Source organism: Romboutsia sp. 1001216sp1 (genome assembly GCF_039841805.1).
Taxonomy (GTDB): Bacteria; Bacillota; Clostridia; order Peptostreptococcales; family Peptostreptococcaceae; genus Romboutsia_C; species Romboutsia_C hominis.
On sequence record NZ_JBDPHA010000003.1, the window covers coordinates 151,606 to 173,500 of the forward strand.

At 26.9% G+C, this 21,895-nt stretch carries 22 protein-coding genes; 5 read left to right on the forward strand and 17 right to left on the reverse strand.

The genetic code is table 11. The features are described from left to right. Positions 1-290: 290 nt before the first annotated feature. Together ABHC41_RS05025 and ABHC41_RS05030 are read right to left on the reverse strand one after the other, a co-directional pair. The gene (locus tag ABHC41_RS05025) at positions 291-1,127 is read right to left on the reverse strand and encodes a metallophosphoesterase (protein ID WP_271893265.1); all 837 of its coding nucleotides are present in this window, start codon (positions 1,125-1,127) and stop codon (positions 291-293) included. Between the two features lie 67 nt (positions 1,128-1,194). Beyond that, positions 1,195-2,154 carry a DUF4474 domain-containing protein gene (locus ABHC41_RS05030; protein ID WP_271893267.1) on the reverse strand — a complete coding sequence of 320 codons (960 nt, stop codon included), beginning with the start codon at positions 2,152-2,154 and terminating at the stop codon, positions 1,195-1,197. Between the two features lie 650 nt (positions 2,155-2,804). On the opposite strand from ABHC41_RS05030, the gene ABHC41_RS05035 reads away from it, so the two are divergent. Further along, complete coding sequence (locus ABHC41_RS05035; protein ID WP_195237996.1) at positions 2,805-2,966, forward strand: hypothetical protein; 162 nt, start codon at positions 2,805-2,807, stop codon at positions 2,964-2,966. Positions 2,967-3,337: 371 nt separating this feature from the next. Here the strand turns inward: ABHC41_RS05035 and ABHC41_RS05040 are convergent, their stop codons facing one another. Next, positions 3,338-4,513 (reverse strand): amidohydrolase, encoded by a 1,176-nt coding sequence (locus ABHC41_RS05040; protein ID WP_240276199.1) that lies wholly within the window; start codon positions 4,511-4,513, stop codon positions 3,338-3,340. Between the two features lie 602 nt (positions 4,514-5,115). Further along, a complete protein-coding gene (locus tag ABHC41_RS05045; protein WP_092922642.1) occupies positions 5,116-5,547 on the reverse strand; it encodes a helix-turn-helix domain-containing protein in 432 nt (143 codons plus the stop codon). 157 nt (positions 5,548-5,704) lie between these two features. Between ABHC41_RS05045 and ABHC41_RS05050 the strand changes: the two genes are divergently transcribed. Further along, positions 5,705-6,190, forward strand: coding sequence for a DUF2798 domain-containing protein (locus ABHC41_RS05050; protein ID WP_092922639.1), 486 nt, complete (start codon positions 5,705-5,707; stop codon positions 6,188-6,190). A gap of 256 nt (positions 6,191-6,446) precedes the next feature. Here the strand turns inward: ABHC41_RS05050 and ABHC41_RS05055 are convergent, their stop codons facing one another. The 9 genes from ABHC41_RS05055 to ABHC41_RS05095 all read right to left on the reverse strand — a co-directional run bounded on the left by ABHC41_RS05055 (position 6,447) and on the right by ABHC41_RS05095 (position 13,630). Then, positions 6,447-7,319 (reverse strand): HAMP domain-containing sensor histidine kinase, encoded by an 873-nt coding sequence (locus ABHC41_RS05055; protein WP_176698634.1) that lies wholly within the window; start codon positions 7,317-7,319, stop codon positions 6,447-6,449. 21 nt (positions 7,320-7,340) lie between these two features. Continuing rightward, a complete protein-coding gene (locus ABHC41_RS05060) occupies positions 7,341-8,030 on the reverse strand; it encodes an ABC transporter permease subunit (RefSeq protein WP_092922633.1) in 690 nt (229 codons plus the stop codon). Further along, positions 8,023-8,946 (reverse strand): ABC transporter ATP-binding protein, encoded by a 924-nt coding sequence (locus ABHC41_RS05065; protein WP_271893273.1) that lies wholly within the window; start codon positions 8,944-8,946, stop codon positions 8,023-8,025. Before ABHC41_RS05065 ends, ABHC41_RS05060 begins: the two co-directional genes overlap by 8 nt. An 82-nt stretch (positions 8,947-9,028) precedes the next feature. Beyond that, on the reverse strand, positions 9,029-9,691 hold the full coding sequence (locus ABHC41_RS05070) for a response regulator transcription factor (RefSeq protein ID WP_092922627.1): 663 nt from the start codon (positions 9,689-9,691) through the stop codon (positions 9,029-9,031). 295 nt (positions 9,692-9,986) lie between these two features. Beyond that, entirely contained in the window at positions 9,987-10,532 is a 546-nt protein-coding gene (locus ABHC41_RS05075) for a hypothetical protein (protein ID WP_166504749.1), read from the reverse strand. 13 nt (positions 10,533-10,545) lie between these two features. After that, positions 10,546-11,514: an aliphatic sulfonate ABC transporter substrate-binding protein gene (locus ABHC41_RS05080; RefSeq protein ID WP_092922621.1), complete on the reverse strand. Its 969-nt coding sequence runs from the start codon at positions 11,512-11,514 to the stop codon at positions 10,546-10,548. A 32-nt stretch (positions 11,515-11,546) separates the two neighbouring features. Next, positions 11,547-12,260 (reverse strand): ABC transporter ATP-binding protein, encoded by a 714-nt coding sequence (locus ABHC41_RS05085; protein WP_092922618.1) that lies wholly within the window; start codon positions 12,258-12,260, stop codon positions 11,547-11,549. Beyond that, positions 12,247-13,011, reverse strand: coding sequence for an ABC transporter permease (locus ABHC41_RS05090; RefSeq protein WP_092922615.1), 765 nt, complete (start codon positions 13,009-13,011; stop codon positions 12,247-12,249). The genes ABHC41_RS05085 and ABHC41_RS05090 overlap by 14 nt, the downstream gene beginning before the upstream one ends. Next, entirely contained in the window at positions 13,004-13,630 is a 627-nt protein-coding gene (locus tag ABHC41_RS05095; RefSeq protein ID WP_166504748.1) for a hypothetical protein, read from the reverse strand. Before ABHC41_RS05095 ends, ABHC41_RS05090 begins: the two co-directional genes overlap by 8 nt. 379 nt (positions 13,631-14,009) lie before the next feature. Here ABHC41_RS05095 and ABHC41_RS05100 point away from each other — a divergent pair, with 379 nt between their 5' ends. After that, on the forward strand, positions 14,010-14,378 hold the full coding sequence (locus ABHC41_RS05100) for a hypothetical protein (protein ID WP_092922609.1): 369 nt from the start codon (positions 14,010-14,012) through the stop codon (positions 14,376-14,378). Between the two features lie 177 nt (positions 14,379-14,555). Here ABHC41_RS05100 and ABHC41_RS05105 read toward each other — a convergent pair whose 3' ends face one another. The 4 genes from ABHC41_RS05105 to ABHC41_RS05120 form a co-directional block, all read right to left on the reverse strand. Further along, entirely contained in the window at positions 14,556-15,449 is an 894-nt protein-coding gene (locus tag ABHC41_RS05105; protein WP_166504747.1) for a LysR family transcriptional regulator, read from the reverse strand. Between the two features lie 80 nt (positions 15,450-15,529). Beyond that, the gene (locus tag ABHC41_RS05110; RefSeq protein ID WP_271893280.1) at positions 15,530-17,149 is read right to left on the reverse strand and encodes an amidohydrolase; all 1,620 of its coding nucleotides are present in this window, start codon (positions 17,147-17,149) and stop codon (positions 15,530-15,532) included. Positions 17,150-17,218: 69 nt separating this feature from the next. Continuing rightward, positions 17,219-17,413, reverse strand: a complete 195-nt coding sequence (locus ABHC41_RS05115) for a hypothetical protein (RefSeq protein ID WP_207741715.1) — start codon at positions 17,411-17,413, stop codon at positions 17,219-17,221. Between the two features lie 179 nt (positions 17,414-17,592). Then, on the reverse strand, positions 17,593-18,834 hold the full coding sequence (locus ABHC41_RS05120) for an MFS transporter (RefSeq protein WP_166504744.1): 1,242 nt from the start codon (positions 18,832-18,834) through the stop codon (positions 17,593-17,595). Between the two features lie 217 nt (positions 18,835-19,051). Here ABHC41_RS05120 and ABHC41_RS05125 point away from each other — a divergent pair, with 217 nt between their 5' ends. Further along, complete coding sequence (locus ABHC41_RS05125) at positions 19,052-20,080, forward strand: putative sulfate exporter family transporter (RefSeq protein WP_271893285.1); 1,029 nt, start codon at positions 19,052-19,054, stop codon at positions 20,078-20,080. A gap of 110 nt (positions 20,081-20,190) precedes the next feature. After that, on the forward strand, positions 20,191-21,492 hold the full coding sequence (locus ABHC41_RS05130) for a conjugated bile salt MFS transporter (protein WP_271893287.1): 1,302 nt from the start codon (positions 20,191-20,193) through the stop codon (positions 21,490-21,492). Positions 21,493-21,895 lie beyond the last annotated feature (403 nt).

Genomic DNA, 21,895 nt, shown 5'->3' on the forward strand with positions numbered 1-21,895 from the left:
TTATTTATGTAAGATAATTTACCTTAAAAATTCCATATATACTATTTGCTTATAATATGACAATAAAAAATAAATAGATTAAAAAAATATGTATAAAAAACCTATATTTGGATATCTATATAGATTATACTGTCCATTCATTAAAGAATTACCTAAAGCATTAACTAAAATATTAATACCTTTTATATTTGATTTTGCCATTCTTATATCATAATACTTTTCCTTTTTAATGTAATACTAATGCTAAAAAAGCTGACTCCTTATCAATACAGGAATCAGCTTTTGAATACTTAAAAACTTTCTACTTTTAAATTTTTTACAAAGTAATCTTCTAATTTTACTGGTCCTTTTAAAACTTTTTTTCCTACATACATACTACTATCTTCTCTTGTCATAACACTCCATTTCACCAAGCTAATACAACCACATTCAATCTCTATAGCTGTAATAGCTGTTGGATGTATGCAACTTCCTGAATTAAAGTACATAGCTTCATCTAAGTTAGCAAAGCTAGGTCTATGAGTATGACCTGCAATTAACATTATGTTATTCTCTTTTGACCATGCCATCAGTTGTCGTTCTATTCTATTTTTCTTTTTATAATTTTTAGCTGCTCTTGTAGGGTCATTAAATCCCCATATCTCTAGTGGTCTCCAGATATAACGAACTAAAAACCTACCTAGCTTCCATAGTCTATCATTAATCAAATCTCCTTGATGACCATGTACAAGAAAGGTTCTATATTGATTATTGTCTTCATTTTCTAGAATTATTCCTTCATATGCTTTTATATAATTGAATAATGAAAAAATATCTTTTCTTATTCCACAATAATATCCTTTATAATGACACTCTAAAAATTCTGTATAACTTTTTTGCATATCATGATTACCATAAATCATATACATTCTGTTTGACTCATAAAATTTAGATAGTAATTCAAATGTACTACTGTGTACTTCCATAATTTGTTCCATAGATCTGTTTTCCCAAAGTTCATCTCCATCACCTAATTCAATGTAAGTAAATCCTTTTTTATAGTAGTCATTAAGTGCCGCGAAAAATATATATTGGTTTTTTATAAAATTATCTCCTAAATTTCCGCTACCCCTATGACAATCACTCATTATGACAAATTTTGAAGAATAATCATAAGGAATAACTTTAGAATTTTCATAGATTTTGGATAAGCGTTTATAAATGCTCATTACTTCTCATCTCATTTCCACTTATATAAGATGAAATCACTTTATAAGATTTTTTTAATTTTTTCATTCTATTTTTACCTGCAATCAATCTAAGCAAATTAGGATAGTATAATCGTAAAAAGTCAATTTTATCTATTGTACATTCAAAATCTTTAGTAATTAAATTATATATCTTACAATAAGTTTTGTTCATAAATTGGATAAAAGGTATTATTAATTTATAACGATTATATGGTTGATCAGATTTAGGTTCATCAAAATTAAAATAAATTATATTCTTAGTTATTTTAATTTCATCTTCTTTATAACCTGCTCTTTTTAATCCACCAAGAAATGCATCTTTCATAATTGAATTTGGAAAAATTATTCTAACTTCCATTGATAAGTTATGAGTATTAGAAAATACACCTACATCAAAACCTGTTAGCCACCAATGATAATCTTGTCTTTGAAATAATTCTTCTTCATTTATTTTAAGCTTAAAATCCATATTTAATAGTTCTTCATCTGATACGGCTTCGAAAAAAGGACCTGAAAAAATACCTGGTATATTAATATCATCCATTTCACTTACATATATACCAATTTCAGCACCAGTAGTCATTCCATACTGACCTTTCCAAAGTTCAATAAGCCATCTTCTATTATCATATTCAAAATAAATAGGCTCGCTATCAATAATCATATTTAAGGTAGGTGCTGCTTCATCATAAAACCTACAATATCCTACTTCTCTTTGCCAAGGATACATATTTGAACATATAATATCATTAGTTTTATCATATACAAAACCATATAACTCTAGTGCATTATTAATATCTTTAATTTTTTCTTCATCACTTCTTTGTAACACATTATTAATAACTTGTTTTCTTTGTATTATCCATCTATATAAGAGTAAGGCAAGTATAATTATAATAATAACTATAGTCCATTTTAACTCCATATACTCAACCTCCATAAACAATATGTTTCATATTATTATATTTCTATATATCATTTTTTGTTACATTTTTAAATTTTTTGATAATAAACAATCCATAATCCAAACAAAATAGATAAAAATATAAATATGTAATATGTATTATCCCAAGATATGAAGAAATGAGAAAAACAGATAGATTCCATCTAAAAAATAATTGTATTTGTCGCAGCCTTTATACAAAAAAATGTCCTATTAAAGTGATAGAAATGCCCAATATGAAGTCCACTTGGGTAAAAGATAAATGTATTCTATGTGTAGGATTCCTTCACCTATGCTAAAAATCTTCAATTCAATATAGCAAAATACTAAAAAATATAGATAGTTTATTTCATAAAAAGTATGCAACCTCACTATTTTCATAGCATTAAAATTTCAATTTTTAGGATAAGTATATATTATAGTTTAATTTCTATTTGCCATTTTGAAAATTCATTATATCTGTTAAAACTATCTTAATACTATCCTCATTTTCATGTAATTCGATAATTAACATCCATATTATCTACAAATTAATTAAACTAATTCTAGCATTATTAATAAAAAATTATTTTTATTGATTATGTATATTACGATACCTTTCTGCCAATAATATTTTCGAGGAGGTGATAATCATGATAAAGTCAAACAACAACGACAATAATAGAAACAATAACAACAACAATAACTGCAATAACAACTGCAACAACAACAATAATAGAAATAATAATAACAATAATAGAAACAATAATAACTGCAACAACAACGAAAATAATAGAAACAACAACAATAGATAGTTTTATTGACAAAACTTACATAGAAGTTAGTAAAGCAAGTTCTATGTAATTGATAAGATGATAGCAAAGTCATTATAAAATTGACTTTGTTATCGCTTTATTATAAAAATTATAAGAAAATTTTAATTATTATTCTACTTAATAAATTATTCAAACCAATCCTTTCTACCACAAAGTTTAACCAAGCTAACTTCATCAAGTAAATTCCCGAAATTCTTACCTACAATCTTATTCAAAATTAATATAATTTCTATTTGCTATAATACATACTATTAATCTATATAATATATTTATCTAAAACTATTAATAATTAATATAAAAAAGTAGATAGCTTGTTATATAAAACTATCTACCATTCTTATTTTTAATAGCTAATTATCTATATCTTTTGCTTCATAAACTATTTCACCATCAATTATGGTATACATTGTTTTTGTAAATACCTCCATTGGATTCCCATCAAAAATTGCAATATCAGCATCTTTTCCTATTTCAAGACTTCCAACTTTATCTGATACATTACATATTTCTGCCGCATTTATTGTAATTGCTTTAAGTCCCTCTTCTATTCCTAGTCCTTCTCTTGCTGCAAATCCAGCACAAATAGGTAAATCTTGTATTCTTGTAACTGGATGATCAGTAGTAATAGCTACTTTCACACCAGCCTTGTGTAATATACCAGCTGTTTTAAAATCTGCATTTTGAGTCTCTATCTTATTTCTTATTGCTAATGAAGGTCCAACTATTGCCGGAAATCCAGCTTCCTTAATCTCTTCTGAAATTAGATGTCCTTCTGTACAATGATCTAAAGTTAATCTTAAATTAAACTCTTTAGCTATACGGATTGCTGTTAAAATATCATCTGCTCTATGTACATGTGCTTTTAAAGGAATCTCTCTGTTAATTACAGGTAACCAACACTCTCTCCTAAATACCTCATCAAAACTATCACCATTTTTCATAGCATTTTTTTTGTTTTGATTATATTTTTGAGCTTCAAACAATTCCTCACGTAAAAGTGCAGCTATTGACATACGAGTTGATGGCATCATATTTTTTTGATTATAATTTGTTTTTATATTTTCTCCAAATGCAATTTTCATTGCTGCTGGTTCAAGGACAGCCATGTCATCTATTGTTCTACCATGAGTTTTTATAAAAACAAACTGTCCTCCGACTACATTTGAACTTCCAGGTCCTACCATTACTCCTGTAATACCAGCAGTCAAAGCATTATGAAAAGCTGAATCCATAACATTAATACCATCTAAAGCCCTAAGATATGGTGTAATTGATTCATTTGTTTCATTACAGTCATTGCCTTCAAATCCTTTTCTTTCTTCTTGAATTCCAATATGGCAATGAGCTTCTATTATGCCTGGCATAACCCAACAATTTTCTGCATCAATTATCTTACAATCCTCATTACTATTTATATTAATATTTTCTCCAATTTCTACAATCTTTTTATCTTTTATTAAAATAGATCCACTATTATAATTTTTATCAGCCATGGTTATTATTTTCCCATTTTTTATTAATAGCATAACCTTTATTCTCCTTTATAGACTAACTTATTATATTCGAACTTATTATTAACTAATATTGCTTCTGAATCTTATATGTAATAACTAGGATATTTTATTATCAAAATATTTATTTTATTTGTGTTAATCATACTAGTTAATATTACTGAGTATAACTATGTAATATATTATTCACAATCCTTAAATTTATATACGCATCTATTTGTTAATTTTTAGTTCATGTTTTGGGTTTATCTGAAATGATAATAAAAGCTAAAACCAATGGTCAAACCCCTGATTTCAAAGATTTTTCATTGCATCACTTGAATTTTTTAATAAAAGGCATAATAATATAACTTTGGGTCAGAAGTACTTGCAAGTATATTAAGGTGACAAATCTTTTACGTTAGTATTTATTTTAATTTTATTTAGCATTTCTTTACAACAAGCTATTTTCACAAGCCATACTCTCTTACTTATGATATAGTTTTTCCGTATCTACTTTACGGAGCGTGTTTTTATTATATAAAGTAACTTTTTAAGTCTTTTATTACACCTTGCTTTTTGGGTATTCTAAAATATAACCTAAAGAATTTTATATTAGAGTTAGTTTTGCACAATACTTATTTTGCAAACCAATTTTCACTTAAACACTCTTTTAATATTTTAAATTTATCCTCACCTATAGAATTTATAATATTTGTTTCAAATTCTTCTTTTAAAATTAATGTCTCTCTACAAAATCTTGATCCCTTTTCAGTTAAAGAAAGTATCTTGTCCCTAGAATTTACGTCTTTATTTTCTATAATAATATATCCTCTTTCAATTAAGCCTTTTGCACATTTATGAGCTCCTTGGCGTGATATTCCTATTATCCTTCCAATCTGTGCCACTGTTAATTCATTTCTTTCTACTAATGCAATCATATACGATTCTGTATCACTAACCCTTTCTTCTCCCCTTTCAACCCAAGTTTCTATTACCATTTTTCTAAGCTTTGCGTGTTTTTCACTTATTAAATCTATTATATTTAAATTTTTAAAATATGAACTCATATAAATACTCCTTTATTTTAATCAAATCTATCTATATTATATAATTTTTAAAATAAATAATACAACTTTAGTCAACCTAGTTGACATTATAGAGTTAAAAATGATACTATACATTAGTCAACTTAGTTGACAATTTATTAGAAGAGAGGTATTTAACTTGTTTAAAAACAAAAAAGAACATTTTATATTCATATTAATGATTGCTGCAACAATGGTATTTATTATGAGTTGCTACAATATAGCTATAATTGAAGGATTTTCATTAAATATATTTAAGCATGCAGCACTAGGGTTTCCATTGGCTTTTATATATGCACTAATAGGAGATATTTTTATAGTTGGTAGAATTGTTAAGGTCATTACAAGTAAAATATTAAAGCCAAATGACACTATGAAAAAAGTAGGACTGTGTATGTCATTTTTTACATCATGTGGTATGGTTATTTGGATGTCATTATTCGGAGTAATTGCTAATGTAGGATTAGATTCTAATTTTATTTCTGCTTATGGTGTTGCTATAGTTACAAACTTTATTTTTGCAATTCCTTTAAATTTATTAATTGTATCTCCTTTAATGAGATTTTTATTTTTTAAGATGTTTCCACCTATTTCAGGTATTAATGAACAAACAAATGCTATATAATAATCAACCCTATCCCTTACTTGTGATAGGGTTCACTTTTATTTGTTATAAATTATTTATTTCCCTATTATATAAATCCTATATTTCTTTAATTTATTTTAATAAAAAAGGAACTAATAGATTTTAAACTCTAACAATTCCAATTGGTTTGACGATAAAAATTATGTAATTGGTAGAGGTGATTCTTCACAATCATACCCACGATTAATTCATCTAATAATTCTTGATAAATATCAAATAACTTATATAATTATCCTTAAAAATATCTAAATAAAATACTTATACTTAATATATCATCATTTAAACTAACTTCATAAACTTCTCCATCAATCTTATCAAGTAATACCTTTACAATAAATAACCCTAAACCACTTCCACTGCGGTTTCGAGATTTATCTGCAGTATAAAACTTATCAAATAAATATTTCAAATCATCTTGAGTTAAATCCGAAACACTATTTCTAATCTTAAAAATAACATACTCATCAAACTCTTTAAGTTCAATAGAAATATAGCCTGTTGAATACTTTATTGCATTAGAAACTAAGTTTTGAATAATCCTTGAACAAACCACCTCTTCGCCTTGAACTTCTATTGGTTTAGAAGGAAGTCTATTATCAATTTCTATTTCTTTATTTTTAATTAAGGCATAGTTAGAAATAACAGTCCCCATAATTATTTCTACTATATCAATAACTTTTATATCTATTTGGTAACTATCATTATCAAAAATAGAAAGCTCATAAAAATTATTAAGTAAATTATTTAGTTCTTCTGATTTTTTAGAAAGAATGCCAATATACATATTTCTTTCTTCTTCAGTACAATTTTCAAGAAGTGTAATATACCCTCTAATAGCTGTAAGTGGTGTTCTTAAATCATGTGAAATATTAGAAATAGATTGTTTTAGATTTTCTTCTCTGTTTCTTATATTTATCTCTAGTTGTTTTTGTTCTTGCAGAAAAATATTAAAAGATTCAGCTATTTTTTCTACATCTTTATCATTTAATATTATATTTATCCGTTCTTTCTTATTAAGTTGAATCTTAATTTTTCTTAGTTGTTTTTTTATAGATATGAAACGGATTACGATATATGTAAATCCTATAATTAATAAAATTGTTATCAAATCATAATCCATCCTTTCATATTAAATATCTTGTTTGTTAAAACAATAATTGCAAATTAAATATAAAATACCCGTACCTAATACAAAACTTATTGCAAAGATAAGTGGCATCATTCCTAAAGAATAATCTTTATTTGCAACATAATAAGTAATAGTGTTCCAAGATAACTGAGTTAGTGCTAGTATCAATCCTACAGTTCCTCCACATAAGGCAATTGATACACTTGAGTTTTTTACAAGTATACAAATAAAAAATGAAACTGAAGAAATGCATATATTAAAAAATATCCCAACTACTACATATACAATTAAAAAATATAACTCACTGCTATTAAATACTTGTCCCCATCCGTAAAATAAGCCATATGTACTTCCTATAAATGCATAGTTTGCAAGTAAAATAATCACACAACCAATCAAATAACACAAATACTTACTTAGAAAAACTTTACTTCTCTCATGTCCTGATGTTAGTGTGTGATTAATAGTTTTTGATACTAAATCTTTTCCTACATATGTAGCCGCAAATAAACTACAAGCCATTATTCCAATTATTTCTCTACTTGGATGGACTAATGCACCTTTTGCACCAAATTCTACTGAACCGTAGTAAGTATTTATGATAGCTAGTATTAATAGTCCTATCAAACATATCATAAGTTCTTTACTGTATTTTAATTTATATATTTCTGCTTTTAAAATATTATACATTAGCCCCACCTCCAATTATTTTTGCAAAATATGATTCTAAACTATCTCCTTTAATACTAATCTCTTCGACTAAGACTTTATTTAATATTAAAGTTGAATTGATTTTTGAACATTCATCAAAGTGGCTATATATTTTTATAATATTGTTATTACAAACAATAAAATCATTTATACCTAGTTCTTTCTCTAAAATAATAGATGCAATTTTGCTATCTGAAACATTTATATATATATGTTTTTTACATCTTTCATCTAATTCCTTAGACGATATCTCTTCTATTAACTTTCCTTTGTGCATAATTCCATAACATGTTGATAGCTTATATAGTTCACTAAGAATATGACTAGATAAAACTATTGTAATTCCCTTTTCTAAGTTTAATCTTATTAACAATTGCCTTAATTCTAAAATTCCTGTAGGATCTAGTCCATTTAAAGGCTCATCTAAAATTAATAATTCTGGCTCATCTAACAATGCCATAGCTAATGCTAATCTTTGTTTCATTCCTAGAGAAAAGTTTTTTACCTTCTTTTTATCATTAATATCTAGGTTTACAAGTTTTAATACCCTCTCAATATCGTATGTTCCAGGTATTCCTTTTTGCATACGTATTACTTCTAGGTTTTTTCTTGCTGTCATGTCCATGTACAGTGCCGGATTTTCAATTGTATACCCAATATTTTTTTGTAATTTGCACAATTGATTTTTATCAGTTGTTCCAAATAGCTTTACTTTTCCTTCTGTTTGGTTTATTAACTGAGCGATTATTTTTATTAATGTAGTCTTACCTGCTCCATTTTCCCCTATAAGACCATAAATGTCGCCTCTTTTAATGTTGATACTTACGTTATCAAGTACTATATTATCTTTATATTTTTTTGATAAGTTTACTGTTTGGCAAATTATCTCTGACATATTTATCATCTCCTCTGCCTTATATGATATATTTTAGAATATAAGAATTTCTAAATTAAATTCTAAAGAAATTCTAAAATAATCACTTTAACTTATATCCCATTTTCCAAACAGTTTCGATTAGTTCACTATCAATTTTCTTTCTTATATTACTTATATGAGTGTTTATCGTATCATCATCATATGCATATGAGTCTTTCCACACTGTTTCGTATATATTTTTCTTAGAAAATACTTTGTTTGGATATTTTATAAATAAGTATAAAATCTCAAACTCCTTAGATGTAAGTTTGACAACATTATTATCAACAAAGACTTCCTTTAAATCATAGTTTAGTGTTATGTTTTTGTGTTTATAAAGTGTTTGTTGACTTGTAAGTTTTAAGTAGCGTCTTAAATTTGTTTCGATCCTTGCTAGAAGTTCTAATAAATCAAATGGCTTGACTACATAATCATCTACTCCTATTTTAAATAAATCAACTTTAAACTGTACATTTTCTTTTGCTGATACTACTATTATTGGAATATCGGAAAATTCCCTCACTTCTCTTAAAATCTCATCACCACTTTTATATGGCAACATAATATCTAAGATAATTAAGTCAGGCTTCTTTTCTATCACATATTTAATCCCTCTTATTCCATCTTTAGCTATATGCGTTTCATATCCATTTTTACCAAGATAATCTGCAATCATATTAGATATTTCATTATCGTCCTCTATAATTAAAATTCGATTCTTCATGCCATCTCCCCTATACAACATAAATATTGTTTATAAATTTATCAATAAAATAATTTTAGTCTAATACAAAGCTATTATAGCATATTCCATTAATTATTTTGTAAATGTATATATTATTAAGTCTAGTATAAATATAATATTATTTTCCATAAAAAAAGATATTGGCTATTTAGCCAATACCTTTTCGTGGATTTCAATGGTGGAGACGAATCACAGGAATAATACCCACGATTAATTTTTAACCTAGAATACACAAGTTAATTTAATGTAATATTATTTATTATGCTACTGATTTTTATTTTATTATTACAAATAGGTCTTCTGGGTCAGATGCCATAATTTTGATAGCTAGTTCTTTTCTCAATGATAATAATTTTTCTTGATCTTCTACTCTCATAGAAATATTTTCTGCTTTGCACTTATGTGATAATTTTGAATAATTTATAAATTCACTAGGTATAACCCCCTCTTTTAAGTACAATTTAACTAGTTTATCATCATATCCTATTTCAAAATAATATCTTCCACCACCTGGTGCTTCTTGTCCCATCTTATCATTAGAATAATCAATATCTAGTTCTAAATTTCCATAAGTTTTTACACGCATAACCATTTCTGCTGCATCTATTATACCTTTTCCATTTTTCCCTATTCCACTATAAAAACTAAACTTTCCTCTTTGCGGTATTTCATCAGAAAGTTTAGGAAAAGTCATAAGCATTATTTTAAATGCTAAAGCTGCTCCACCTATCATTTCTCTACCATGATATTTTAATATATCATCGTAAGTTATCTCTATAATATCATTTTGATCTTTTACTATAACTTTTTCTTGTATCATTTATATTCACCTACTATTTTATAAAAAGTTCATTTGTCTTAACTTCTTCTTCTATCATTCCAGTTTTTAACATAAAGTCTGCTACATTTTGAAATGCTTTACGGTCTGCATCTGTAGTTTCTATACTGAAATCATATTGTTTATACATTTCTTCAACTGCTGATTTATCTAAATCAAGTTCTTTAGAAACTATTTCCATAGTTTCATCGTAGTTTTCATTCATGTATTTATTTACGTTTTCTTGAGCTTTCATGAATAATTCAACTTCTTCTTTGTGCTCATTATAGAAATCTTCTCTAACTGCAACTGCTATTACTGCATCTGTTAATCCTTTTCCATTAGTAACTAAGTTATATCCCTGTTGTTCTGCTTTATATGCAGTAGGTCCTGCAACTAATGCTGCATCAACACTTTTTCCATCTAAAGCTGCTTTTGCATCAGCTATAGACATATTCACATAGTTAACATCATCTATAGTCATTCCAGCTTTTTCAAGGTATGCTATTAATAGTTGGTGTAAGTTAGTTCCAACTGGTCCTGCTATAGTTTTACCTTTTAAATCTTGTGCTGATTTTATGTTTTCATCAAGCGAATACATACAGAATGCTTCTGGTGATCTACTGTACATATTTAATATTTTTATATCTGCACCATTTGCTGCTGCTGAAACTACAGAAGTTCCTCCAACAGCGTATAATATATCAACATCTCCTGATGCTAATGCTTGAGTTTGATCAGCCCCCGATGTTATTTCAGCATACTCAATAGCTATATCTTTACCATTTTCACTGAACTCATTAGCAAAAACATTTTTATTTTTTTGTATTATACTTGGTACATTTAAAGGTGAAGTTACATGTGTTATTACTAACTTATCTAAACTTGCTTCTTTTGTTGTTGTACATCCAACCATTGATATCATTAATACACCAGTTGCAAGTACCGATGTTAATTTTATTTTTATTGACTTACTTAATTTCATAAATTTATCCTCCATTACTTATATATCTTTAATTAAATAACTTTTAAATCATCAATTATTTGTTTTTTTAATTTAACAAACTTATCATCTAATAAGTCTCTTGTGCTACTTTTTTCTTTAATTTCATATTGAGATTTAATAACACCTTTTTCTAAAATTACTATTTTATCTCCAAGGATAAGTGCCTCATCTATACTATGAGTTACAAATAAAATTGAGCATTTTGATGTTTGGTGAATCTTTAATAATTCATTTTGCATTTGCTCTCTTGTAAAAAAGTCTAATGCCGAAAAAGGCTCATCCATCATTATAAAGTCTGGATCATATGCAAATGCTCTTGCAATCGAGACTCTTTGTTTCATTCCACCTGATAATTGTCTTGGATATGCACTATAGAATTTTTTAAGACCTACAGTTTCAATAATCCTATCAATTTTTCTATTATCTATATTTTTATTATGTATACCAAATGTTATATTCTTTTTTACATCTAGCCATGGCATTAATCTATCCTCTTGGAATACATATGCCTTTCTTTTTGAATTAGTACCTAATATCTCTCCTTGATCAAATTCTTCTAAACCTGATACAAGTCTCAATAAAGTAGTCTTTCCACATCCACTTCGACCTAAGATTACAGTTATCTTATTTGCTGGTATATTTAAATCAATTCCATTTAGAACTTTCATACTTTCTTTTTCAACAGTATAGAACTTACTTACATTTACTAATTTAATCCCATCCATTTTCTTCTGATCCTTTCAAAGCCTTATCGATTATAAGTGCAAACAATCTATCAGTTATATAACCAACTACACCTATTACTAAAATACCGACTATAACTTTATCTGTTCTAGACATTTGCTGAGCAAATAAAATCATATGACCTAGACCAGTTGACGCAGCAATCATTTCTGCACTTATTATAGCTCTCCAACTATAACCTAGTCCTATTCTCATTCCAACTAATATATCTGACATAGCATATGGAATTCTTATCTTAAAAAAGCTATTTACTTTTGAATATCCATAAATTTCTCCAACTTCTAACAGTTTTTTATCACAACTTACAAATCCCTTTACCGTATTTAGGTATATTGGGAAAAACGCAGTTAAAACTATTATCCCAATCTTAGTTGTTTCTCCTATACCAAACCATAAAATTAATAATGATATTAAACTTAATGGTGGTACATTCTTTAAAAATTGAACTATATTTTCATAGTAATCATTAAATTTTGGTAAAATAACTCTCACCATTGCTAATAAAAAAGCTAATAAAGTTGCTATGAAAAATCCTTTTAAAACTCTTATGTAACTTATGTAAATATCTTCAAAGATTTCTCCTGATTTAATCATTTTTAATAAACTGTCTAATACCTTTGATGGAGATGGTAAAATATAAGAACTAACTATATCCATTTTAGTAACTATACTCCATATTAAAACCAAAATTATTATAGAAATTGATGTTTTTATAACTTTATTCTTATTCATTTATTAATACTCCATCTCCATTGTTGCATCCATCCTTACAATAAAGCATCTCAACCAAGTCGCTTTCCTTATGTAGGTTATTTTTAAAATACGCTTCTATATTTTCTTCTCCTGAGATACTACTAATTTTAGCTTCTAATGAATTAAAATAACCCAGTGGAATAGGACTCTCATCAAGTAGTTTTACTTGAATTTTTTCATATAAATTTAATTTCTTTATAAATTCTTTCCAGCTTATAAATACTGTATCTTCTAAACCCTTTTTGTTTCCATATGAAGCTAGACTTTTACATGGCGTAGTAATTACCTTTTTCTTTCCTTTTAGATCCTCTCTATTTGCAATTTCTATACCACAATGTATTAGAATTGGATCAATTTTAGGAATAAAAACATCCTGCTCATTTATATATTCATTAATTGTATCAATAGCTAAAGGACACCTTCGATCTAAAAGTGCCTTTTCTGTTGATTTAAGAGCTTCATTATACTTTTCTTTTACAACCTTATGCCAATCATTTTCAACTTCTACCCTTGAGTAACCATTGTTAAGTAATAATTTATCTAGATCTTCTTTTATATACATATTATCTACAACTGGATTAATAAAAATATATTTCATAGCTGTCTCCTTTCTATCATGTCTTATATTTCAATTTGTAGATATCGATACTCATTATCATTAAATCCTCATAATTATATTTCATTGCTATATCTATAGTCTAATCTGTTAATTAATAAAAATATGTTCCATAGCTGTCTCCTTTCTATTATGTCTTATAACTATTATTTATTTTCTTAAATATTCATGAGCATCCAATTAATTATTTTTATTCATCATTATCGTTTATTTTTAATACATTATATAGCATTTGATATAGATAATCAATATCATTTTCGCTTTTTTTTAATCACAAATAATTATGTAATTTATACAAATTAAACTAAAATATTTGTGATAATATATACATAATTTTAATCCATAAATTAAATGAGGATTAATGCTTAGTAAAATAGATATAATTGAAGAGTTTTCTAAGAACATAAATATATACCCTTTTAAAAAAGAAAACCTTAAGGAAAATTCAATAAATTTAAGTGCTAGTTCTTGTGCTTGGAATACCTCACATGGTGATATATTCATCGATAAAAACGGTGAAGTTAGAGCATATGATAGTTCTAAATCGCAAAATTCTAAACAATGTAATCTTGATAAAACCAAACGCGTCGGTAAAATTATTTTTATACTTCTTATATTCTATGGAGTATTCTATTTATCAGATTTCTTTTTTAAACACACAATTAATACCTTGGTACACTCAAGTTGGTTTATCTGGAGCTATGCTTTCTTTATTGTTAATATTAATTGATTTTTAAATTTCTTTTGTTATATTATTATCTTAAAATAAAAATACCTATATCCTTTTGGATATAGGTATTCGTGGATTTCAATGGTGGAGACGAATCACAAGAATAATACCCACGATTATTATGTAATAAATTGTAGTAAAATAATTAATATGTCAATTATAGTTTTTCATATATGATTATTTATTATTTAAAATATCTGTTTTTTCACAAAATTTCATAAAACATTCTATAGGTTTAGAAATATACTTATCTTTGTGTATAGCACTATATAAAGATCTATTAATCTTATGATCTTTTATCCTATATACATTTATTGATTTTGAATTTTCTTCAGATAAAACAGACATATAAGGTACACAACTTACTCCTATATTTAATTTAACATAATTTAAAATAGCCTCTAAATTACTTAATTCTATATATGAATTAAATTTAATATCATTATTTTCTAAAAAACCTTCAAATCGTTGTCTTGTTCCACTGCCATCTTCCCTTATAATAAATTTATTATTTTTTAAATCCTCTATGTCTAAGTATTTTTTTCCATTCCATTCATGATTTATTGAACTTATAAATACAAGCTCATCTGTCCATATATCTTTTAATATTATTTCTTTTGAATTTACTGTGCCTTCTATAAATGCAATGTCTACTTTATTATTTAATATAAGTTCTTCTATATTATGCTTATTATCTATAATCATAGATATTTCAATATCTTTTTCTTTTTTATTAAATTTATGTATTATATAGGGCATTATATATGTACCTATAGTTGTACTTGCACCAATAACTAATTTTCCTTTATTAGATTTAGATGAACGTACTACATTTATCCCTTCTTCATAAATATTTAATATTCTCCTTGTATATTCATAAAAAATTTTACCTTCATGTGTCAAGTACAGTTTTTTACCTATTCTATCAAACAATTTTGTACCAATTTCTGACTCAATTTCAGATATACATTGACTTATTGATGGTTGACTAATATACATATCCTTTGCTACTTGACTCATATTTAAACACTTAGCTGTTTTATAAAAAATCTCTAATTTTCTAATATTCATAAGTATATCCTCCTCATATCTATATTACTATATCTAGCAAAAAGAGGTGAAAATAAAGTTTCACCTCTTTCTTAATTTTACTATTTTTTATATATTGTATTACCTTCTTTTATTGTCTCTAATACTTTTATTTCTTTAATCTCAGATAAATTTACATCTAAAGGATTTCTATCAAGTATTACAAAATCTGCAACTTTACCTTCTTCTATAGATCCTTTTTCATCTTCTTCAAAATACTGATATGCTGCATTTATTGTTAAAGCTTTTATTGCTTCCATAGTAGATAATCTTTGATCAGCTCCTAATATCCTACCGCTTTGAGTTTGTCTATTAACCGCATTATGCATTGCTAGTATTTGATTTGGCATCTTTACTGGCGAATCTTGATGTAATGTAAAGTTTATATTTCTTCTTAATGCAGATTTTGCTGGACTAAGTCTATTAGCTCTTTCTGGTCCAAATACTGATTCATAATGATAATCTCCCCAGAACCATATATGATCTAAAAAGAATGTAGGTATTATACCAAGTTCCTTCATATCATCTAATTGATCTTCTCTAACTGTTTGAGCATGTACCATTACTGGTCTTAAATCAGTTTTATTATCTGTCATTTCTAAAGCTTTTTTATAACATCTTATAAATTGATCTGATGCCGCATCACCATTACAATGAACATTTACCTGTATATTATTCTCAATTAAAGATTTAAAATATTCTATTACGTCTTTATCTTCTTGAGTTGCATACCCACAGTAATCTTTAGATTCCCCTTCTGGAACTTCATAATACGGCTTAGTTAACCAAGCTGTTTTTCCTTGTGGTGAGCCATCAAGCCAAGTTTTTCCACCTAGTAACTTATAATGATTATAGTATTTTCTCTTTGGTGTTCCTTCATTCTTTAATAATTTTAATGTTGTATGTTGAACAGTTTGACCAACAATATCAATTATTAATTCATTTTTTTGAGCTGCTAAATTTAAAAGTTGATTTAAATTTTCATCTATACTTGCATCCTGAGCTGTTGTTAATCCATAAGATGAATATATTTGTTGCGCTTTCTTTATACAGCTTAAAAGTGTATCTACAGATGGTGTAGGAATTACCTTTCTCTTTTCAGGAGATAAACAAGCATTTTCTTCTAATATTCCATTTGGCTCATTTGATTCTCCTACAGTTCTAACAACTCCACCTTCTGGTACTTCATAGTTTGTTCCTACATATCCAAAAGCTTCTAGCGCCTTTGAGTTTGTAGTTGCAATATGACCTGACGCATGACTTATAAATATAGGTATATCTTTAGTTACCAAATCTAAATCAAATTTAGTTGGATGTTCTTCATTTTCATATCTTGTGTTATCATAACCAAATCCTATTATCCACTCTCCATTTTTAGATGGATTATTTTTAACATAATCTTTTAATATTGCTATAAATTCTTCTTTAGAATTTGCATCACTTAAATTTACTATCATTAAAGTCTGAGCTACTGCAATAATATGACTATGAGAATCTATGAAACCTGGTAACATGGTTTTACCATCTAAATCTACTAGTTCTGTATCTTCATTTTTTAATTTTAGTATTTCTTCTTTTGATCCTGTTTTTATTATTTTCCCATTTTCAACTAAAACAGCATCTACTATAGGCTCTTTATCATTAACTGTTATAATGTCTCCATTGAAGTATATTTTTCTCATTTTATTCACTCCTAATCCATATTTAATTTATTTCTTAAAGTAAATATATACTTTATGCTAATTTTTATTTTAATCTTTGACTTTTTTATTGATGTAAGTAGTAAATATCATTAATCCTATTACAGCTACAATTGAAAGTACTAATGATATAGACATTGTTTTTAATGTACCTATTTTATCAAATAAAGCTCCTCCAGTTACACTTCCTATTAAACAAAGTAGAGTAAATACTGAACCTAATGTCCCAACTAATATTGAACTCATTCCAAACTCTTCCTGTAAAATATGTTGCATATTGAATACTTAATACTGATATAGCAATTGCTATTATTGCATTAAGTATTCAAAATATCCCCAAATTAATATTAATCAAATAAGCTATTTTAGACCATCTATAAAATTTTAAATTATTAATAATCTATATTTTATAGGTTTATCAATCATTAGTTTTGTGCGAACATTTTTTTTGATTTTATTTGAGCAAATAAATTTAATCCAAATCCTACTACACCAACAACTATAAATAACATACATGAGCCAGTTAATCCTAACTTGTTTGATATAGTTGTGAATAATAATGCTGATATTGAACTACCTAATGCATAGAACATACCTACTTTTGCTAATTTCATTGTTCCATCTTTTTGTCCAAATACATCTGCTGGCATAAATGCTGGTGCTGATGTTATTGTATATACAGTTAATCCTGAACATATAGGTACTAAAAATCCTATTGCACTTCCATCTGGCATAAATGCCATTATTAATAATGCTATTACTGTAGATATTCCTGATAAAACCATCGGAATAAATGATCCTAGTTTATCGAATAATTTACCACCTACTACGTTACCTATTAAACATGATACTCCAAATATTGATCCTGCGATTCCTAATTTCCCTGCTTCAAATCCTTTTCGTCCTAATACTGGTATTGCTTGTGTCGATACTGCAACAACTGCAAAACATATTAATGCACACCCTACACAGAAAGTCCAGAATATTGGATTTTTATCATTTTCTTTGTCTGATAAACCATCAAATTTTGCTCTTGCTGGTTTCGCATTTGACTTATTAGATGATGTTTCTATTACGACTTCTTCTTGTCTTGGATATCTTATGAATAATAATGCTAGTGGCACACCTATTATTATCATAGCTGCCCCTAATGCCATATATGTTCCTCTCCATCCAACGTTAGCTAATAACTTAACAGTTATTGGTTGTAAAAATACATTACCTAATGATCCACCTGCTAATGCTATTCCTAATGCTGTCCCTTTACCTTCGCCTGGGAACCAATGACTCATCATTATTGGTAATGATAAACCTGTAAATAATATTGTTCCTACTTGTGTAAAAAATGCACTTCCATTAAACATTATTGCATTTTGAGCCATTCCATATGATGCGAATGCTATACCTGATATTATTAAACCTGCTACATATATATATTTAATTTTGAATTTATCATATACTTTAGCTATTATTGGATTGAATAATGCCGGAATTGTTCCTGATAAATATAGTAATGTAAATCCTACCTCAGATACTACACCTGATTGAGATACTGGTGTTTGCATCTGACTTTGTAAATTTTGAGATATGCAATATGGTATTGCTTGAATTAACATACAAATAAATACTATTAAGTATCTTCTCTTATTATTTTGTTCGTTTTTCATAATCCTCTCACTTTCCTTTTCTTTGCTAAATTTCATAACTTTATTATAAATATTTTTATTTAATTTGTTAAATACGTAAATTTTATATCACATATAACTAAATACTTATATGCGATATATAGGTAAATACTTATATTTATTATAAAAAAAACATATTTAACAAATTGTAAATATGAATTTAAAATTAAATTTATATCATAATAAAAGGAGTACTATAATGAAAAAATTAAATAATAATTTTATAAAAAATATAAAAGGTATATTACCTGGATTTATAGTTTCTATATTAGTAGCATATTTAAGTATACTTATTGCAAAATTTGTTCCAAAGCTTGGAGCAGCATCTATTGCTATATTCTTAGGTATGTTTGTAGGTAATGTATTTTTAAATCATAATATATTTCAAAAGGGATATAAGTTTTCAGAAACTGATTTGTTGTCATACTCAATAGTGTTATTAGGTGCAACATTAAGTATATCTACTATATCTGAAATTGGATTTTCTGGAGTAATATTTATAGTATTACAAATGGCAATTACAATAATAGGAGCTTTATATATTGGGAAAAAATTAGGTTTTTCAGACAACTTCAGATATATGATGGCAAGTGGTAATGCAGTATGTGGATCTTCTGCAATAGCAGCAACATCACCTGTAATTGGAGCTGATGATAAGGAAAAAGGAATATCAATAACTATTGTTAACGTAACTGGTATAGTCCTTATGTTCTTATTACCTATAATATCTCAATTCTTATATAATAATGAGATTACTCAAACATCTGCCATGGTCGGAGGTATATTACAATCTGTAGGACAAGTTGTCGCTAGTGGAGCAATGGTAAATGAACATGTAAAAGATTTATCTACAATATTTAAAATTGTACGTATAATATTTTTAGTTGTTGTTGTTTTCGTATTAGGTCATTTAAAACATAAATCAAATAAAGAAATTATAGAAGAAGAAGTACAAGATATGGAAAAAGGAAAAATAAAGGTTCCATGGTATGTAATAGGCTTCTTTATAACTTGTGCCTTATTCTCTTTAAATATAATAAGCAATGATATTTCAATTCTTTGCAAAGAAATAAGCAATAAATTTGAAATAATTGCTTTAGCTGCTATCGGATTAAGGGTTAATGTAAAAGATTTAATTAAGCAAGGAAAATCAGTATCTCTGTATGGATTATTTATAGGGTTATTACAAATTGTCTCTGCAATAACTTTGATTGGAATATTATTATAAGTATAATCTAACCTGTTGTGAAAGTTAGATAACTATTACAACAGATTAGCTAAAAAGTTTAATAAGCTTATTAAACTTTTCTAAATATAAAAGTAAAGAAGGTATTCATCATGGAACAAACAAAACAAAAAAGCACATTTTTTTATGGCTGGTTAATAGTTATAGGTTGTATGCTTATCCAAGCAGTTCCATACTCATTAGCAGCTAATATTCAACCTGCATTTACAAGTTATGTAACTTCAGGAGAGGGCTTTACTTATACTCAATTTTCACTAATATTCACAATTGGTACTATAGTGTCTGCATTATGCTCTCCTTTTATCGGAAAATTATATTCCACTCCTAAAGCAAATATAAAATTGCTATATGTACTAGGTATTATTTTAGTAGGTGTTGGATTTGCATCGATGTCTTTAGCTGAAGGAAATATATTCGCTTATTATGCGCTATCTATATTAGTTCAAATAGGTTCAGCTATAATATCAGCTATAGGAGTTCCTACACTTATAAATAGTTGGTTTACAGAAAATAAGGGTATTGCAATGGGTCTTGCATTCTCTGGTGGAGGACTTGGCAATATGATTCTTCAACAATTTGCAGGTAAATGGCTATCTAATCCAGCAATTGGCTATAAAGGTGCTTATTTAAGATTCGGATTATTAGCTATAATAGTAGCATTACCAATAGCATTATTTGTAATGAGATTACCAAAGTCAAAATCTGAATTAGAAATGAATAAATCAAAGAAATCTAAAAAAACTTCTTCACAAAGCTCTAACTGGGGATATACTTTTGCAGAAGTTAGCAAAATAAAATACTTCTGGATTTTCGCAATATCATTTGTATTTGTAGGATTATATGTTGGTGGAATGGCATTACAATTTATACCATACTTACAAATATTAGAACAAGCTAAAGTATTAACTTTAGGATCAGCATTAGTTGCCTCTCTATTTGGACTGTTTTCAATATTTGGAAACCTTTGTGGTGGCGTTCTGTTTGATAAATTTGGTATAACAAAATCTCTTATACTAGCAGAATTATTAGTTATAATTTGTGGTTTATCTTTAATATTTATTGGTAAGATAAATGCACTTGGATTTGTATTTGCAGTTTGTCTAGGCATATCTATGTTTTCATATATAATAGGACCATCTTATATGACTAGTGCTCTATTTGGTAACAAAGAATTTGGTACTATATTAGGTATTGTACAAATATTCTTTGCGGTTGGATTTGGTTCAGGTTCTACAGTATTTGGATTTATAGTTGATAAGTCTGGCTTTACAAATGCATGGATATCTACAATAATCTATGCTGTAATAGCTTATGCAGGATTATTATATTCTACTAGTTCGATAGTAAAAATGAATAAGGATAATAATGTAATTGAAACTAAAAAAATATCATAAACTTTTAAATTATAATTTTCAATGCAAGTACAACAGTTTATATTTATGTTGTATCAAAGACCTCGGCAAGGTTTTATATCCAAGACACTGCGATGTCTATTATTTATTATACTTACAATTACATCAATATCATATTGAGTTATTATGGCAAAGTTAACTTTTTTATAATAAAATTCTCTTAGTAAACCATTTTAATTTACATTAGTGCCTCTTTACTAAAATGCATAATTAAGTCTAATTGAAATATCAAGACCTCGCCTGTCAATTGTACCGACAGGCTTATCTAAAATTTTTATACTTAAATCTGTACCCATTGGTTTCTAAAATGAATAACCTACTATTTTAGTATGATACTTAAATTCACTTACAATAACTGATTTTAAACCAATCTATCTCATGAATC

Excerpts from the sequence above, each read along its gene's own strand:
- ABHC41_RS05045 (WP_092922642.1), bottom strand. The coding sequence starts at position 5,547 with ATGAGTTCATATTTTAAAAATTTAAATATAATAGATTTAATAAGTGAA.
- ABHC41_RS05085 (WP_092922618.1), bottom strand. The coding sequence starts at position 12,260 with ATGGATGGGATTAAATTAGTAAATGTAAGTAAGTTCTATACTGTTGAA.
- ABHC41_RS05110 (WP_271893280.1), bottom strand. The coding sequence starts at position 17,149 with ATGAGAAAAATATACTTCAATGGAGACATTATAACAGTTAATGATAAA.
- ABHC41_RS05130 (WP_271893287.1), top strand. The coding sequence starts at position 20,191 with ATGGAACAAACAAAACAAAAAAGCACATTTTTTTATGGCTGGTTAATA.
- ABHC41_RS05065 (WP_271893273.1), bottom strand. The coding sequence starts at position 8,946 with ATGTCAGAGATAATTTGCCAAACAGTAAACTTATCAAAAAAATATAAA.
- ABHC41_RS05120 (WP_166504744.1), bottom strand. The coding sequence starts at position 18,834 with ATGAAAAACGAACAAAATAATAAGAGAAGATACTTAATAGTATTTATT.
- ABHC41_RS05075 (WP_166504749.1), bottom strand. The coding sequence starts at position 10,532 with ATGATACAAGAAAAAGTTATAGTAAAAGATCAAAATGATATTATAGAG.
- ABHC41_RS05060 (WP_092922633.1), bottom strand. The coding sequence starts at position 8,030 with ATGTATAATATTTTAAAAGCAGAAATATATAAATTAAAATACAGTAAA.
- ABHC41_RS05040 (WP_240276199.1), bottom strand. The coding sequence starts at position 4,513 with ATGCTATTAATAAAAAATGGGAAAATAATAACCATGGCTGATAAAAAT.
- ABHC41_RS05080 (WP_092922621.1), bottom strand. The coding sequence starts at position 11,514 with ATGAAATTAAGTAAGTCAATAAAAATAAAATTAACATCGGTACTTGCA.
- ABHC41_RS05125 (WP_271893285.1), top strand. The coding sequence starts at position 19,052 with ATGAAAAAATTAAATAATAATTTTATAAAAAATATAAAAGGTATATTA.
- ABHC41_RS05100 (WP_092922609.1), top strand. The coding sequence starts at position 14,010 with ATGCTTAGTAAAATAGATATAATTGAAGAGTTTTCTAAGAACATAAAT.
- ABHC41_RS05115 (WP_207741715.1), bottom strand. The coding sequence starts at position 17,413 with ATGAGTTCAATATTAGTTGGGACATTAGGTTCAGTATTTACTCTACTT.
- ABHC41_RS05025 (WP_271893265.1), bottom strand. The coding sequence starts at position 1,127 with ATGAGTGATTGTCATAGGGGTAGCGGAAATTTAGGAGATAATTTTATA.
- ABHC41_RS05095 (WP_166504748.1), bottom strand. The coding sequence starts at position 13,630 with ATGAAATATATTTTTATTAATCCAGTTGTAGATAATATGTATATAAAA.
- ABHC41_RS05035 (WP_195237996.1), top strand. The coding sequence starts at position 2,805 with ATGATAAAGTCAAACAACAACGACAATAATAGAAACAATAACAACAAC.
- ABHC41_RS05090 (WP_092922615.1), bottom strand. The coding sequence starts at position 13,011 with ATGAATAAGAATAAAGTTATAAAAACATCAATTTCTATAATAATTTTG.
- ABHC41_RS05070 (WP_092922627.1), bottom strand. The coding sequence starts at position 9,691 with ATGAAGAATCGAATTTTAATTATAGAGGACGATAATGAAATATCTAAT.
- ABHC41_RS05030 (WP_271893267.1), bottom strand. The coding sequence starts at position 2,154 with ATGGAGTTAAAATGGACTATAGTTATTATTATAATTATACTTGCCTTA.
- ABHC41_RS05105 (WP_166504747.1), bottom strand. The coding sequence starts at position 15,449 with ATGAATATTAGAAAATTAGAGATTTTTTATAAAACAGCTAAGTGTTTA.